The 14,318-nt window shown below is 44.1% G+C and carries 13 protein-coding genes and 1 riboswitch; of the genes, 9 read left to right on the plus strand and 4 right to left on the minus strand.

The annotated features are described in order from the left end of the window. Nucleotides 1-517: 517 nt before the first annotated feature. On the minus strand, nucleotides 518-2,137 hold the full coding sequence (gene cimA, locus MHI25_RS11050; RefSeq protein WP_036689313.1) for a citramalate synthase: 1,620 nt from the start codon (nucleotides 2,135-2,137) through the stop codon (nucleotides 518-520). 156 nt (nucleotides 2,138-2,293) lie between these two features. On the opposite strand from cimA, the gene MHI25_RS11055 reads away from it, so the two are divergent. The 3 genes from MHI25_RS11055 (at nucleotide 2,294) to MHI25_RS11065 (ending at nucleotide 5,557) form a co-directional block, all read left to right on the plus strand. Next, nucleotides 2,294-3,586: a DNA polymerase IV gene (locus MHI25_RS11055; protein ID WP_340395675.1), complete on the plus strand. Its 1,293-nt coding sequence runs from the start codon at nucleotides 2,294-2,296 to the stop codon at nucleotides 3,584-3,586. 161 nt (nucleotides 3,587-3,747) lie between these two features. Beyond that, the gene (locus MHI25_RS11060) at nucleotides 3,748-3,990 is read left to right on the plus strand and encodes a ferredoxin (RefSeq protein WP_036689316.1); all 243 of its coding nucleotides are present in this window, start codon (nucleotides 3,748-3,750) and stop codon (nucleotides 3,988-3,990) included. Nucleotides 3,991-4,123: 133 nt separating this feature from the next. Then, nucleotides 4,124-5,557 carry a L,D-transpeptidase gene (locus MHI25_RS11065; RefSeq protein ID WP_340395404.1) on the plus strand — a complete coding sequence of 478 codons (1,434 nt, stop codon included), beginning with the start codon at nucleotides 4,124-4,126 and terminating at the stop codon, nucleotides 5,555-5,557. Here the strand turns inward: MHI25_RS11065 and MHI25_RS11070 are convergent. Continuing rightward, nucleotides 5,554-5,691, minus strand: coding sequence for a hypothetical protein (locus tag MHI25_RS11070; protein WP_167348489.1), 138 nt, complete (start codon nucleotides 5,689-5,691; stop codon nucleotides 5,554-5,556). The genes MHI25_RS11065 and MHI25_RS11070 overlap by 4 nt on opposite strands. A 209-nt stretch (nucleotides 5,692-5,900) precedes the next feature. Between MHI25_RS11070 and MHI25_RS11075 the strand changes: the two genes are divergently transcribed. The 6 genes from MHI25_RS11075 to MHI25_RS11100 all read left to right on the plus strand — a co-directional run bounded on the left by MHI25_RS11075 (nucleotide 5,901) and on the right by MHI25_RS11100 (nucleotide 11,735). Then, nucleotides 5,901-6,995, plus strand: coding sequence for a quinone-dependent dihydroorotate dehydrogenase (locus MHI25_RS11075; protein ID WP_036689322.1), 1,095 nt, complete (start codon nucleotides 5,901-5,903; stop codon nucleotides 6,993-6,995). 34 nt (nucleotides 6,996-7,029) lie between these two features. Continuing rightward, complete coding sequence (locus tag MHI25_RS11080) at nucleotides 7,030-7,842, plus strand: GTP pyrophosphokinase family protein (protein ID WP_036689325.1); 813 nt, start codon at nucleotides 7,030-7,032, stop codon at nucleotides 7,840-7,842. Further along, nucleotides 7,832-8,284 carry a DUF309 domain-containing protein gene (locus tag MHI25_RS11085; RefSeq protein ID WP_076130116.1) on the plus strand — a complete coding sequence of 151 codons (453 nt, stop codon included), beginning with the start codon at nucleotides 7,832-7,834 and terminating at the stop codon, nucleotides 8,282-8,284. The genes MHI25_RS11080 and MHI25_RS11085 overlap by 11 nt, the downstream gene beginning before the upstream one ends. A 101-nt stretch (nucleotides 8,285-8,385) precedes the next feature. Next, complete coding sequence (locus MHI25_RS11090) at nucleotides 8,386-9,906, plus strand: RsmB/NOP family class I SAM-dependent RNA methyltransferase (RefSeq protein ID WP_076140926.1); 1,521 nt, start codon at nucleotides 8,386-8,388, stop codon at nucleotides 9,904-9,906. Between the two features lie 2 nt (nucleotides 9,907-9,908). Beyond that, a complete protein-coding gene (locus MHI25_RS11095; protein WP_340395405.1) occupies nucleotides 9,909-10,673 on the plus strand; it encodes a pseudouridine synthase in 765 nt (254 codons plus the stop codon). A gap of 261 nt (nucleotides 10,674-10,934) precedes the next feature. Continuing rightward, nucleotides 10,935-11,735: a Cof-type HAD-IIB family hydrolase gene (locus tag MHI25_RS11100; RefSeq protein ID WP_036689337.1), complete on the plus strand. Its 801-nt coding sequence runs from the start codon at nucleotides 10,935-10,937 to the stop codon at nucleotides 11,733-11,735. 152 nt (nucleotides 11,736-11,887) lie between these two features. Here the strand turns inward: MHI25_RS11100 and MHI25_RS11105 are convergent, their stop codons facing one another. Then, nucleotides 11,888-13,501 (minus strand): DUF4179 domain-containing protein, encoded by a 1,614-nt coding sequence (locus tag MHI25_RS11105; protein ID WP_340395406.1) that lies wholly within the window; start codon nucleotides 13,499-13,501, stop codon nucleotides 11,888-11,890. Further along, nucleotides 13,485-14,003 (minus strand): RNA polymerase sigma factor, encoded by a 519-nt coding sequence (locus tag MHI25_RS11110; RefSeq protein WP_340395407.1) that lies wholly within the window; start codon nucleotides 14,001-14,003, stop codon nucleotides 13,485-13,487. The genes MHI25_RS11105 and MHI25_RS11110 overlap by 17 nt, the downstream gene beginning before the upstream one ends. 203 nt (nucleotides 14,004-14,206) lie before the next feature. Next, nucleotides 14,207-14,298: riboswitch (cyclic di-GMP riboswitch) on the plus strand. Nucleotides 14,299-14,318 lie beyond the last annotated feature (20 nt).

A 14,318-nucleotide genomic window follows, 5' to 3' on the forward strand; every position in this document is an offset into this window, starting at 1 on the left:
CTTTTTGGAGGATCGCTGATCTGCGTTTTTGGTTAGCCGCGATTTGCTTTAGTTGACCCCAAGCATTAATTTCACTATACAGTGGAGCAGAAATGGCTGGAACCCCGAAGGAAGCCTCGTTAGAACAATTGGGGAGTTTTTCCCTATTATTTCGAGATCTCGGGTCATTCAACGAATAATTAGGGAAAATATCCCTCTGATCTAGCTGTTTTGGTGGAAAATAATGAAATCACCCTGATTTTTAGGGAGAAATTCCCTATTTCTGTTCATTTATAGCGAATATCGGCTATTTTCAGGGAGTTTTTCCCTAATTACTCTACCGCACCCGCACCCGAACTCGCACCCCGCGCATCCCGCACCGCACACTGCCCATTGCTCACCGCCCACCACCCAAAGTCTATGGGCTAAAGCAATAGTCCGTTATATAGCCAATTTAATAAAAAGAAGCTGCCCTATAAGTAGAATTCTACTTTTGGGAAGCTTCTTTTTTGTCTTACAAAATTCTATAAGTGATCAATTAATGATTGACCAGGCCTCTAGGTTCATTGCTGGTCGTCTTCTCATTCTCCAATGAGAGCTCATTGAGAAGCGCGTAGCGCATACTGTCAACAAGAGCCTCCCAGCTGGCTTCAATTACGTTACTGGAGACACCAACCGTACTCCAGGTGTCTGTGAAGTTCTTGGATTCAATCAATACCCTTACCTTCGCTGCAGTCTGATCCTGTTCATCTATTACACGGACTTTATAGTCGGATAGATGCATTTCCTTTAATTGTGGGAAATAGGTCTGTAATGCTTTACGAAGCGCGTTATCGAGTGCGTTGACTGGACCGTTACCTTCAGCAGCGGTATAAAGATTCTCACTGCCAACTTTCAGCTTCACGAACGCTTCAGATACTACTGGATGTTCTGCGGTTTTCTCAACTAACATCTTGAAGGATTCAAAGGTAAAGGTTTCATTCATCTCGCCAGTAGCTTCCCGAAGGAGTAGCTCCAGTGAGGCATCGGCACCTTCAAACTGATAGCCTTGATGTTCCATCGTTTTGATTTTCTCGATCACCCGGCGAGCCTGCTCGCTGCTTGGATCCAGATTTAAACCCATGTCCTGCGCTTTGGAAAGTACATTGCTCTGTCCAGCAAGTTCGGAGACCAGCACCCGCTGCTTGTTCCCGACAAGCTCAGGAGCGATATGCTCATAGGTCCGTGAATCACGCATGATGGCGGAGACATGGATTCCACCTTTGTGTGCGAAAGCTGCATTTCCGACATAAGGCTGATTTACCGGCAGATTAACATTGGCAACTTCACTAATGTAGCGGGCAGTGTTGGTAAGCTGTGACAATGAATCGCCTGGAATACAGTGATAACCCATTTTGATCTGTAGTGTAGGAATAATAGAACATAGGTTGGCGTTACCACACCGTTCACCGTAACCATTAATGGTACCTTGTACTTGCCGTGCTCCAGCTCCGATGGCGCTAAGTGCATTGGCAACCGCTAGCTCACAGTCATTGTGAGTGTGAATTCCGAGATTGGCTCCGGGCAATTGTTGATTTAGAGCGGTAACAATCTCATGAATTTCGTAAGGTAAGGTCCCACCGTTGGTATCGCACATTACAAGCCAATCTGCTCCGGCTTCCCGGGCTTTGGACAGAACAGCTGCTGCATATTCAGGATTATTCTTGTATCCGTCGAAGAAATGCTCGGCATCAAAAATCACTTCAAGGCCTTGGCGTTTCAAGTAGGATATGGAGTCGCCGATCATGGCGAGATTCTCCTCAAGCGTAGTCTGTAATGCAGTGTGTACATGGAAATCCCAAGATTTTCCGACGAGTGTAGCAGCAGGAACCCCTGCGTCAATCATACGTTTTAAATTGTCATCGTTTTCGGCCAAGGAATTCTTCCGCCGAGTGCTGCCGAACGCTGTGATTTTGGCGTTCAGATGAAGCTCCTTGACTCTTTTGAAAAATTCAATGTCTTTATTGTTGCTTCCCGGGATGCCACCTTCAATATAGTGCACACCCAGATCATCGAGTTTCTTGGCAATCTTCAGCTTGTCGTCAGCCGACAGACTGATGCCTTCACCTTGGGTGCCGTCGCGTAATGTAGTATCGAAGATGGAGATGGACTTAGACATGAGAGTCCTCCTTATAGGGAAATGAATTTATATATTATAGCATTTTTACGCGGGAATGTAACAAAGAACTTTACAGCCTCTTAAGTTGACCTAACCGCAGCGGAGAGTTATTCTAAATTGGACAATAGAAAACCTGAGGATAAGAAGGTAGATATTGTGCAGAATGTTGATCAGTATTATCCAACGAGTGGCAGGGTTATCCTGCATGTCGATATGAATGCTTTTTACTGCTCTGTGCATGAGGCAGAGGACCCTGACCAATATAGAGGCAAAGCTACTGCGGTTGCGGGTAGTGTTGAATTGCGGAAAGGGATCATAGTGACTTGTTCCTACGTCGCCCGCAGAATGGGGATTTCGACGGGAATGCAGGTTCAGAAGGCGCTTCGTATTTGTCCATCGCTTATCGTTATTAAACCGGACTTCCATTTATACCGCAAATATTCTAATGCTTTTATGCAGATTGCATATAGCTATACTCCGTTACTGGAAGCAGTGTCCATCGATGAATGTTACCTTGATATAACTGGCTCCAGACAATTCGGTACACCCATGGAAATAGCGGAGACGATTCAGCGCCGTATAATGGAAGAATTGGGCTTGCCATGCTCAGTGGGGATCGCTCCCAATAAGCTGCTTGCGAAGATGGCTTCCGATTTAAAAAAGCCAAACGGCATTTCGGTGCTGCGGCTGCGGGATGTGCCTAAGATTTTATGGGACAAGCCTTGTAACGAAATGTTCGGCATTGGTGGAAAAACAGCAGAAAAGCTCCGCAAACTGGGCATTTACAGTATTGGTCAATTAGCAGCGGCTGATGAAAATATGCTGGTTGAGAATTTCGGAGTTATGGGCTCATGGCTAAAGCGTGCTGGCAACGGTATTGATCATGGGATCGTTAATCCTGAGCGGGAGCAGAGTAAGTCGATTGGACACACCACAACATTGCCGCGGGATGTCATAGGTCTTGCTGAGGTACGACCGATTTTGTTGAATTTAAGTGATCAGGTAGCCCGGCGCTTGCGTAAGCAAGGTCTTGTTGCCTCAGGGGTGCAGCTGACCATTCGGACACCCGATATGAAGACCATAACCCGTTCGCGTCAGCTAGAGGCTCCTTCGGAGAGTGGGGAGGATATCTACAAGTCCGTCTGCGATCTATATGTTCGTCATTGGAATGGGGAGAAGCCTGTGCGGCTGCTGGGTGTGACCCTGCAGGGCTTGATTGCTAAAGAGGATTCTGCCATTCAGCTTGATTTGTTCGATTACGAACGTCAGCCTAAGAAAGAGTCTCTTAACAAGACTATGGACATGCTACGTAATAAATTCGGTGAAAATGCAGTGTTGACCGCCGGGATGTTAAGCGATTCTCACTCTGCAAGGCTCCGCAATCATAAAGAACGTGGCACTTCGTTGCAAAAGGATAATCTTCTATCTGTCGAGACTGATAAAGAGTAACAAGAACATTCTATGACATGTCAAAATAGATGCCGTAGAATGCGTCAGAAATGCAAACGTATTGAAAATCGATTGAAATTGTATTCTTTTTATATTAATATGAGAAAATATAAGACGCTGGTACAACAGCGCTGTATTGTTCAACGGGAGGCAGAGATAAAATGGCTAAGTACACTTGGGTCGAAAAAGACACTTGTATCGCTTGCGGTGCATGTGGCGCAACGGCTCCTGATATTTTTGATTACGATGACGAAGGTTTGGCAGAAGTTATTTATGAAAATGACGGAAACCACGGCATCACAGCGATTCCGGATGATTTGTTTGATGATCTCCAGGATTCTTGTGATGGATGCCCAACCGACTCTATTAAAATTGCGGATGAGCCTTTTAACAAAGAGGGCTAATTAGCCGGGATTTTGTAACTTCTAGCACAACATAAAGACATCTCCTGCGAACTTTTGTTCAGCTAGGGATGTCTTTTTTGCGATGTCTGACCGATATTAATGTAGGAAGGAATTATAAAATTCGGAGGTTCCGATGAAAAATTCTCAGCACCTCAAAGCATATGTACAGATGCATCCAGACAATAAGATGGCATGGTACTTGCTGGGTAAGGAATACTATAAGAACGGTCAACAGGGGAAAGCTAACTATTGCTTCAATCAGGCTGGAGAAGTATATGAAGCTTTCGAGCATAGTAAGGTGCCTGCGGAAACGCTACGGGAATATGAGGAAGGGCTGCTTCAGGCAAGCCGCCAGCGGGACCGAAGGCAGCAAAGATTCCGCTACATTATGCTTGGGCTGATGCTTCTATTACTGGTTATGGTGCCATCGGCTGTGGCTCCGGGTCTAGATATTGCGGGAGATCAGGATACGGTCCAAGACACGGTTACTTCTGAAGTTAAAGATCCGCTTGATCAAAAAGATGTTAAGAAGGAACCCGTTCTAGAGGCACGAAAAATGATGTATACAGCGCAAGAGAGTGGAGCTTCTGCTTCGTCAGGGAAGCTGATGGCAACTATGCTAATGCGCGAGGAACCGTTTCAAGCTGCTATTTTGGGCATGGAGCGGGAAGGGAAGTGGCTGCTGTGGAAAGAGAAGCTTCCGCTTAATTCCACACTGCAGAAGAATGGGAACGGACGGTTGGTATACCAATCCTATGATCCAGCGGCATGTGCATGCGAACCGCCAGAGCAAGGGGAACTTGCGGTGGATGCAGCTAAGTGGCAGGGGGATCAAGAGGAGCTAGCTACATTATGGAGTGCAATGAGGTCTTATCAGAATCATAAAGGCAAGCTTCCGGCTTCTCTGGCGGAATTGACCAGACCTTTTCCGGAAAATTGGATTGGCGGGACGACACCAGTTATGAAACGTGAGTTCAAATCTCTTAAGGAAATAGCAACTGCTAAGGCACTGGGTACACCGGAAGTTGCGGGTGAGCCTCCAAGCTCAACTGCTGAGGCGGGAATGGGCATACCGACGGCGTTAAGCGAGAGTGGAAGTAGTGGAAAGGGCGTTCCTTTTTTTGACCAGCCGCTTAGAGTGATTGTGGATAAACAAAAACACCGCTTGGCAGTAGTCAGCGGCTCTGTTATTCTACGAAATTATGAGGTAGGGCTTGGGGGAGACAAGACTCCGGAAGGCAATTTCATCATTACAGATAAAGTGGTCAATCCAAACGGTCATGATAATGGGGAGTTCGGAAGCCGCGGACTACAACTTTCAGATAGTAATTATGCTATTCATGGCACCAATGAGCCAGAAAGTGTCGGCAAGGATGAATCCCTTGGCTGTATTCGGATGAGTCGAGAAGATGTGGAAGAACTATTCGCTATGATTCCAAAAGGAACAAAAGTGGTGATTAGTAAAGGGGTTCTGCCTGACAAGCAGCTGCTGCCGGCGAAACGCTTCAACCCTGCTGCTCCGTATGATCAGACCAACCCCCACAAAGTATACCACTGGCTGAATTAGTTCCCGGCAACTATAAACAGAACGATGATGAGAAGAATTAGTAAAGTTAAACTTACGCCGATCCACATTAGCGCTTTACGATTAACTTCTTCTTTCTTTTGCTGCAAAGTTGGTGGTTTACGTTTAGTTGACATCCAGCATACCTTCTTTCTCTCTTAATCGCTGATTACCCCTATATTGTAATGCGTTTACAAGAAAATTACTATACTTTGGGTTAAGCTCTCTGCACACTTACAGGGTAAAATGCTTTTCTTTTGTTCAAGAAAAGGCTAAAATTAAGAAGAAACCTACAGAATCGGGTAGACACGTGGATTAGTGAAGTACCCCTTAAGGAGCGAGAACGGTGTTGTATCGTAATTTTGGTAAACCAATTTTCTTTAAGCTGGACCCTGAGAAGGCTCACCATCTCGTCATAGGTGGATTGGATAAATCATCATCAGTTCCAGGGGGAAGCGCGGCATTGCGTTTAATGTATGGCGTTCCTGAAACGGCAGATTTAGCAGTTGATCTGTTTGGCATACATTTTCCGACTCCAGTTGGACTGGCAGCAGGCTTGGATAAGAATGCCGAGGCCGTTTCTGGATTCTCTTCGATCGGATTCGGATTTATGGAAGTGGGGACGGTTACCCCTAAGGGTCAACCGGGTAATGATAGCCCGCGTTTGTTCCGTCTTCCCTCTGATGAAGCTCTGATCAATCGTATGGGCTTCAATAACGAAGGGGCTGACGCTATGGCAGAGCGTCTAAAAAAATTAAAAAATCGCAGAGTTCCAATAGCAGTAAATATTGGACGGAATAAAATAACTAGTAATGAAGCGGCTCATGAAGATTATCGTCAGTGTATCCGTACGCTTTATCCGTACGGTGATTTTTTTGTGGTCAATATCAGCTCACCAAATACACCGGGGCTGCGCAGTCTCCAGCATGGCAGTGAATTAGCGTTCCTGCTGGCACAAGTAAAGGAAGAAATGGAGATTCAGCGTAAGGCCACAGGCATGAATAAGAGCTTGTTGGTTAAGATTGCTCCAGATGTAAGTGACTCTGAGTTGGAGTATATGGTTCAATCACTGACAGAAGCTGGTATGGATGGTATTATTGCTACGAATACTACATTGAACCGGGATGGACTTAGTCATGAAAAGGCTAATGAGACAGGTGGATTAAGCGGTAAGCCACTTCGTGACCGGTCAACGGAAATCATTCGTAGGATTTATCGCCAGACTGAAGGGAAGATGCCGATCATAGGTTCAGGGGGCATATTCACCAGTCAGGATGCGTATGACAAGATAAGAGCAGGCGCAAGTCTGGTCGAAATTTATACAGCACTCATCTACGAAGGACCGGAGGTTAACCGCAGGCTGCATGCCGGATTACGGCAGCTCTTACGGCGGGACGGATTCAGTCATATCTCTGAAGCAGTGGGTGCTGATCATCACTGATTGAAGGAGTCGAAAGGACAGGAGGACGAAGGCGATGGACGGCAGGGACTGGGGAACTTTTTTGCTTCCATATGAACAGACTGTGGAAGAATTGAAAGTTAAATTCAAAACAATGCGTTCGGAGTTGAAGAAAAGAGAGGAATACACGCCGATTGAATTCGTAACTGGTCGTGTAAAGCGGCTGTCAAGCATTTTGGAGAAGGCTAAGCGCCTGAATGTGAAGATGGAGGATCTGGAGACAGGCATTGAAGATATAGCCGGGATCCGGATTATGTGCCAGTTTGTGGAGGATATCCGCAGAGTGGCCGAATATATCCGGGCTCGTAAGGATCTTGAAGTCCTGTATGAGAAGGATTACATCACCAATTATAAAGAGAGCGGTTATCGCAGCTTTCATATGATTATTAAATATCCTGTGCAGACAGCTCTGGGACAAAAAATAGTGCTCGCAGAGATTCAAATTCGTACACTAGCTATGAATTTCTGGGCAACCATAGAGCACTCTCTGAATTATAAATATCGGGAAAGCTTGCCGGATGAAATGCGAGTGCGCCTGAAAACCGCAGCTGAAGCAGCCTCCATCTTGGACAGCGAAATGTCCAGTATTCGTGATGAAATCCTGGAAGCGCAAAAGACCTTCGAGGAAAACTCGAATATGACGACTCAAATTCTCAAATCTATTCATCAATTGTATTTCTATCATTTGGTGAATGAGGCTATAGATACTCAGGCTCGATTTAACGAAATATGGCAGGCTCAGGACATGGAAGCGATGAAGGAGCTTCTGGATCATGTACGGGGACTTCTCTCCGCAGCTAAAAAGGATAGTTTGCCGGATGGCTTATGATCCGTTGTATTTGGCGTATCTAGTGTACTTTAATCGTGACCGGGATTATTTCGAATGTCACGAGGTGCTCGAAGAGCTATGGCTTGCCAAGCAACGCGACCCATTGTACAAAGCACTTCTCCAAGTAGCTGTTGGGTTGTACCATTGCCGTAATAATAATATGCGTGGTGCAACGATTATGCTAAGCGGGGCTGCTGCCAAGCTGGAAGAATATTCAGCAGTGACACTCGGCATTAATTTGGCTAAGCTAGTGGTGGAAGTGAAGGATTATGTTCGCCGCATGGAGTCGTGTGAGCAGCAGCCATTTTCTTATTATGATCTGACTATAGAAATCATTGATCAAGGTCTAGCGGATGAAGTGAACTCTGCGGCTGAGGTGATCACACCGAATAATCCTCAACGACGAGGTCCTCAAAGACCGACCTCTTCTCATCGTAAATAATGATCCTCTATAAATGAGTATTGCCAAAGGAACACCCGTAAGGGTGTTCCTTGAATCTTTAAACACCTAAATTTTAGCAGTACTATCAGGAGGACGGCATCATGGCGGCACAACTGCCCAGTTCTTTCAGCGAGCGTATGATGGACTTGCTGGGAACGGATTATAATCAATTTGCGGATTCGTACAAGGAGACCCCTAACGGAGGCGTTCGTGTTAATACCTTGAAAATTTCAGTGGAGAAATTGCAAGCTCTTTCCACTTTAGAGCTGGAACCCATTCCGTGGTGTCCAACCGGATTCTATACAGAGGATGGGGCCAGACCAGGTAAACATCCACATTATCACGCGGGATTGTATTACATTCAAGAGCCAAGCGCTATGGCACCTGTGGAACTGCTTGATGTACAGCCAGGAGATCGTGTCCTTGATTTATGCGCTGCACCTGGGGGCAAATCCACACAGATTTCTGCCAAGCTCTCAGGAGAAGGCTTGTTGGTTACCAATGATCTTCATCCAGAACGCACGAAAGCCTTAGCCAAAAATCTAGAGCTATATGGGGTGCGCAACGGTATCGTACTAAACGAAAGTCCAGATCATATTGCAGCGGCATTCCCGCTTTATTTTGACAAAATCTTGATTGATGCTCCTTGCTCAGGTGAAGGGATGTTCCGTAAAGATGAAGACATGGTGAAGCAGTGGGATTCAGGTACACCTGCCAAATATGCTGCCATGCAGCGGGATATTTTACGTTCTGCTGCAACAGCGTTGGCACCGGGAGGTACACTTGTCTATTCAACCTGTACATTTGCTACAGAAGAAAATGAAGAAATTATAGCGGAGTTTATTTCTGAACATCCACAGTTTTCGGTGATTACAGTTGGAGGCACTGGCTCATTTGCTCCTGGTTTTGGAGAACTATCAGGGACAGCAAGACTATGGCCGCATAAAGTAAAAGGTGAAGGACATTTCATGGCTGTGCTGCAACATGTGGGGCCAAAGGTATCTGCAGAGGAACGTGATCAAGCCGAAGTTAAGTTGAGTGCAGTTACACGGAATACGAATAAAAAAGGCACTGCTCATATTAAATCCGCAAACAAACCAGAAGCCAGACGAGGGAAAGAAGGTAAGTTCTCTAATAAATCTGCTGCTGGCGCTGAACGTGGACGTCAAGGTTCAGGAGAAGAGCAAGCCTTGGCTGCATATGGAGATTTTATAAAAGACCAGCTTGGCTGGGAGCCAAAAGGGTATCCGATTTTCTTCGGTGATCATCTGTACATCTCCCCACTACCTAAGGAAAGATTAAATGGATTAAAGGCGATTCGTCCAGGATGGTATGTAGGACATGTCCGTAACGGCAGATTTATCCCAGGACATCCAATGGCTACCGCGTTACACCCTGAAGAGAGCTGCCGAAGTGTCTCACTTTCCAGTACGAGTAATGAAGCTATTTCCTATCTTAAAGGAGAGACATTGTTGATTAGTCAAGAACGTCTCTCTATTAAAATAGGAACTACCCAAAAAGGATACGTACTGGTCTGCATAGATGGTTATAGTGCAGGCTGGGGGAAGTGGCAGGACGGTGTGCTCAAGAATGAATATCCCGCAGGCTGGAGGTGGATGTAAGAATGAGCCTATCAGGGAAAACTGCAAAAAAGCAGCGTTTAGATAAAGTATTGTCCCATATGGGGGTAGGATCACGCAGCGATATTCGTAAACAAGCCAAGCAAGGTTTAATTACCGTGAATGGTGCAGTCGTCAAGGATAGTGGATTTCATGTAGACCCGTATCACGATAAAATTGTGGTTGGCGGCGAGCTTGTTACCTATCGTGAATTTATTTATCTTATGATGAATAAGCCACCGGGAGTCCTGTCGGCAACAGAGGACAAGCGGGATCGGACCGTTCTGGATCTTTTAAAGCAGGAATATGTACAGTTTGAACCTTTTCCTGTAGGTAGGTTAGATAAGGACACAGTAGGGCTGCTTCTGCTCACGAATGATGGAAAGCTTGCTCACGAGCTACTATCGCCACGCAAGCATGTCCCTAAGACGTATGAAGCTACAGTTGAGGGAGACGTAGATGCAGACGATGTAGCGGCTTTTGCGGCAGGTGTTGAGCTGGAAGATGGATATGTTACTTTACCTGCACAGCTAACTATATTGGGAAGAGAACGCGGCAGTAAAGTAATCTCACATATTTCGCTGATCATCACAGAAGGAAAGTTTCACCAGGTGAAGCGAATGTTCCAAGCTGTCGGCAAAAAAGTCACTTTTCTGAAACGAGTATCTATGGGAGAATTGAAGCTGGACGAAAGCCTGCCACTGGGAGCTAGTCGTGAACTTACGCTAGAGGAACTGGCACTCATAAGTACAGAAGCATTAGAACAATAATATAGAGAAAAAATGGTATGTAAATTGAATTTGGAAACTTGGGATAAGGGAATGGAGTGGCGGAGGGGAAATTTGGAACTGTAAAAGCGATAGCGACCGCCTTTGTTTCCGGATTTCAACCACTAGTAAACGGTATAAATCAAGAAATCTGGAAACAACAGCGGCTGGAAGTCCAAATATTAACCGCAGTTGCGACTGAAACTTAACTCAAATAGCCAGGTTCAATATATATAGAAAAAGAAAGACAAGGATGGTGGGAGTATGAGATACAAACTGATTGCACTAGATGTAGATGGTACGCTGTTGAATGATGATCACCACTTGAGCACTGAGAATAAAGAAGCCATTGCTGAGGTTACGCGTCTTGGCGGGCAGATCGTGTTATGTACCGGCCGCAGTCCGCAGAACTCGATTCCTTTTATGGAGGAAATGGGGCTGTCTGGTTATGTGCTGGGTCATAATGGAGCTGCTACGGTTCGTGTGAAAGATCGGGAAGTGCTGCATCAATACGGTATGGATGCTCGTGGTCTTGACCCTTATATTGATTATTGTAGAAAGCATGATATTCATTATGATGTGAATACGGCTTTTGATATGTATGTAGATAATGTAGAAAACCTGACCAAAGAAGCCAATTATATGTATGAACACTTCCGTATCGTGCCGGCTACACTGCCAGCATGGGAAGATTTCCGTGAACCGGTTGTTAAGTTTACTGTATTTACACAACCAGAAATCCTTGACGAAGCTGAACGTGAATGGCGTACTTGGACCCATGAGTACAATATTTTGCGCAGTGGTGAATTTTTCGTTGACTTGATGCATCCGGAAGCCTCCAAGGGCAACGCCTTAAAGAATCTGGCTGTGAAGCTGGGAATTCCGCAAGAGGAAGTTCTTTCGATCGGTAATTATTTTAATGATATTTCTATGCTTACATACGCGGGTATGGGCGTTGCGATGGATAATTCTCCGGTTGAGGTCAAAGCGGCAGCGAATGCTGTCACGGGGTCTAACAACGAGCATGGTGTGCGAGATGCGCTGGTTAAATATTGTTTATCTTAATAATGGAAAGCATAAAGCGGACTTGAGTCCGTTTTATGCTTTTTTTGTTGTGAAGGAAATAAAAGAGAAACATAAACAGAAATGATTCTATCCAAAAATAACCCGCCCTTAGGATTAACTAGAAAGGGCGGGACATAGATTAACTTCCTGTATTAAAGTTTAATTTCCTCGTTCCGGCTAGGATCGCTATATTTATAGATACCAGGGTTCAGTTCGATTTTTTCGTCGAAAGGGATATCTTTGTAGCTATCAATATTAGTTCCTGTAGATATCATGCCCTTAGGTGTAATTTCAGGCACCACTTCTTTGCCATTAATCCGTAACGTAGTTTGGTTAACGCTTTTGAAGCCAGAAGATTTGGATGTTGATTCGACAATCAAATTTTCGCCCTCAGTATAGTAAGTGAATTCAATTTTTAACCCATCGACATCAAGTGAAGTGAACTGCTTTTCTTCTTTAGGTTTGTTTATAGTGATCCAATTCTTAGTAGTATCACGTTTCTCAATGACAGCATCCTTTAATATAAGTTTCATTGGAACATCGGACCAGTCGTTATACCATTCCGGAGATTCGAATTGAAATAAATGCTGGTAGCTTTCGGAATGATCTCCTTTCAAATTCCAACCCCCAGTGATTGTTTGATCACCTATAACCAACTGAGCGGTATTATAGTGGGCAATTCCTTTTTTAAGCGAATCATTTTCATCTATTAGAATTTGGATATCCAAAGGGGTAACCACTAGCTGATCTAAGGTTATGCCGGTCTTTTCTTGAAATTCAGGACTGTTATACAGTTTCTTAGTGTAAATCGCCTCACTTGCTTTTTGTCCATCTGCTTTAAAATCGAACTTCCACGTACCTGAAAATCGTTTCGCTTCTTCAATGTAACTAAAATGAAGACTAGCTTCCTTCCAATCTGATTCAGTTATATTGAAAACCTGTTCAATAAATAAATCCGATCCTTCGTTAGGCATGATGGTTGGAATTGCTTCATTCTTTTGACCACCAGTACTAACTACCAAATGTGGATTACCCCGTCCTAAGTCAGATGGTGATGCAGCGACTTTGTAACGGATAATGGTTTGATTGGAAACATATCGAACGGATTCGATTTGAAGGCTTGGATATTGCTTAACTCCAGTATTGATAGTATCCCCTGCTTGATGATTAGATTGTAAGGGAATATTCCGATCACTGTAAAAAATGAGATTCCGTGCTTCAAACCTATAGTCCTTTTTATCATCCTTTAATGTATCAGGTGTCTCATATACTCCAATGAGTTTCTGGCTTTCAGGATCGTATTCTAAATAACCGTATACCTTTGCCTTGGCACCGGATTCACTAGTCATGATGTTTTCCTCTGTAGCAAATCCAGTATATTTGGATAGATCAGATTTAGTATCAAGTGATAACAGCATTTTCATTTTTTCTCCATCAGTTACAACACCGTTCAAATTCATTGTTACTCCTGAACTGGAAGTTTGAAGATTATACTGTTGACCGATGCCGTTATTTAATGCATTGCTCACACTTCGACCACCAATTTTATCCCAATTAATCGTCATACTAGCGAATACAGGAATGGCTACAAGTAAGAGGCAAGAGAAGACAATACTGATAGGAATAACCTTTTTATTAGACCTAGGAGTATTCTGGGAGGCATGCTGATTTCTTTGACGTGTATATGCTTCTTGTTCTATGGCAGTCCACATCAAATCATAATCCGGTCGGGGAATATGTTTATCTTTTTCAATATACAGACTCATTACTATTCAGCTCCTTTAGTTGGGTTCCACCCATTCTATTTAGTATTTTAAGTCCCTTGTTCAGTCTGGATTTTACAGTTCCTTCGGGTATGCTCATAACTTTAGAGATCTCGGGTACAGTCAATTCGTTTATAAAACGAAGGACTACTACCATTCTGATTTTGTCAGGAAGCTGACTGTATAACCCTTGTAATTCTTTTTTAGTTTCCTGTCGATCCAAACGTTTTTCTACAGGGTTTGATTCCTCAGACCTGGATAGTAAATAATTACGTACTTCTTTCATCCACCCCGTCTTACGCCTTTTGATCACACTGTTGCACTCATTCGAAGCAATTCGTAAAATCCAAGCTTTCAAGTTTCTTACCTTCGACTTATCCGCTAAGATAATTTTTACAAATACCTCTTGGGAAATATCCTCCGCATCTGCCTGATTTTTCATTAAGTAGTAACAAAAATAATATACTTGTTCTTTATAGAGCTCGAAAATTTCCCGGTCACTCATTTTGCTGCACCCCCTGTCTTTACTGTTCTCATTAATAAGACTTATAAGCGTATGTAATCGTTCATTTTTCATTTTGATTGTAGTATTTCTTCTGAGTATCATAGCGAATTCGAATGGAAGATAAGTCGTTTACAGGTAATTATAACCATGATAAAATTAGCGGTGGGACATGCGTCCGTAATCTATTAAAACTAATTGAATGTCCGCGTTAAAGGTAAAATCATCGAAAGATGATGACACAAAGCCATGGGTCTAAAACCTTTCGACAGAAGGAAATGATCGCCAGGCCGCCATAGGGATGTCTTATGAAGCATA

It is taken from the genome of Paenibacillus sp. FSL E2-0177 (genome assembly GCF_037992975.1).
Taxonomy (GTDB): domain Bacteria; phylum Bacillota; class Bacilli; order Paenibacillales; family Paenibacillaceae; genus Paenibacillus_AQ; species Paenibacillus_AQ odorifer.

What these genes read in the sequence shown, in the direction of transcription:
- cimA (WP_036689313.1), bottom strand. Translation starts at nt 2,137, where the DNA reads ATGTCTAAGTCCATCTCCATCTTCGATACTACATTACGCGACGGCACC.
- MHI25_RS11060 (WP_036689316.1), top strand. Translation starts at nt 3,748, where the DNA reads ATGGCTAAGTACACTTGGGTCGAAAAAGACACTTGTATCGCTTGCGGT.
- MHI25_RS11065 (WP_340395404.1), top strand. Translation starts at nt 4,124, where the DNA reads ATGAAAAATTCTCAGCACCTCAAAGCATATGTACAGATGCATCCAGAC.
- MHI25_RS11070 (WP_167348489.1), bottom strand. Translation starts at nt 5,691, where the DNA reads ATGTCAACTAAACGTAAACCACCAACTTTGCAGCAAAAGAAAGAAGAA.
- MHI25_RS11080 (WP_036689325.1), top strand. Translation starts at nt 7,030, where the DNA reads ATGGACGGCAGGGACTGGGGAACTTTTTTGCTTCCATATGAACAGACT.
- MHI25_RS11085 (WP_076130116.1), top strand. Translation starts at nt 7,832, where the DNA reads ATGGCTTATGATCCGTTGTATTTGGCGTATCTAGTGTACTTTAATCGT.
- MHI25_RS11090 (WP_076140926.1), top strand. Translation starts at nt 8,386, where the DNA reads ATGGCGGCACAACTGCCCAGTTCTTTCAGCGAGCGTATGATGGACTTG.
- MHI25_RS11095 (WP_340395405.1), top strand. Translation starts at nt 9,909, where the DNA reads ATGAGCCTATCAGGGAAAACTGCAAAAAAGCAGCGTTTAGATAAAGTA.
- MHI25_RS11100 (WP_036689337.1), top strand. Translation starts at nt 10,935, where the DNA reads ATGAGATACAAACTGATTGCACTAGATGTAGATGGTACGCTGTTGAAT.
- MHI25_RS11105 (WP_340395406.1), bottom strand. Translation starts at nt 13,501, where the DNA reads ATGAGTCTGTATATTGAAAAAGATAAACATATTCCCCGACCGGATTAT.
- MHI25_RS11110 (WP_340395407.1), bottom strand. Translation starts at nt 14,003, where the DNA reads ATGAGTGACCGGGAAATTTTCGAGCTCTATAAAGAACAAGTATATTAT.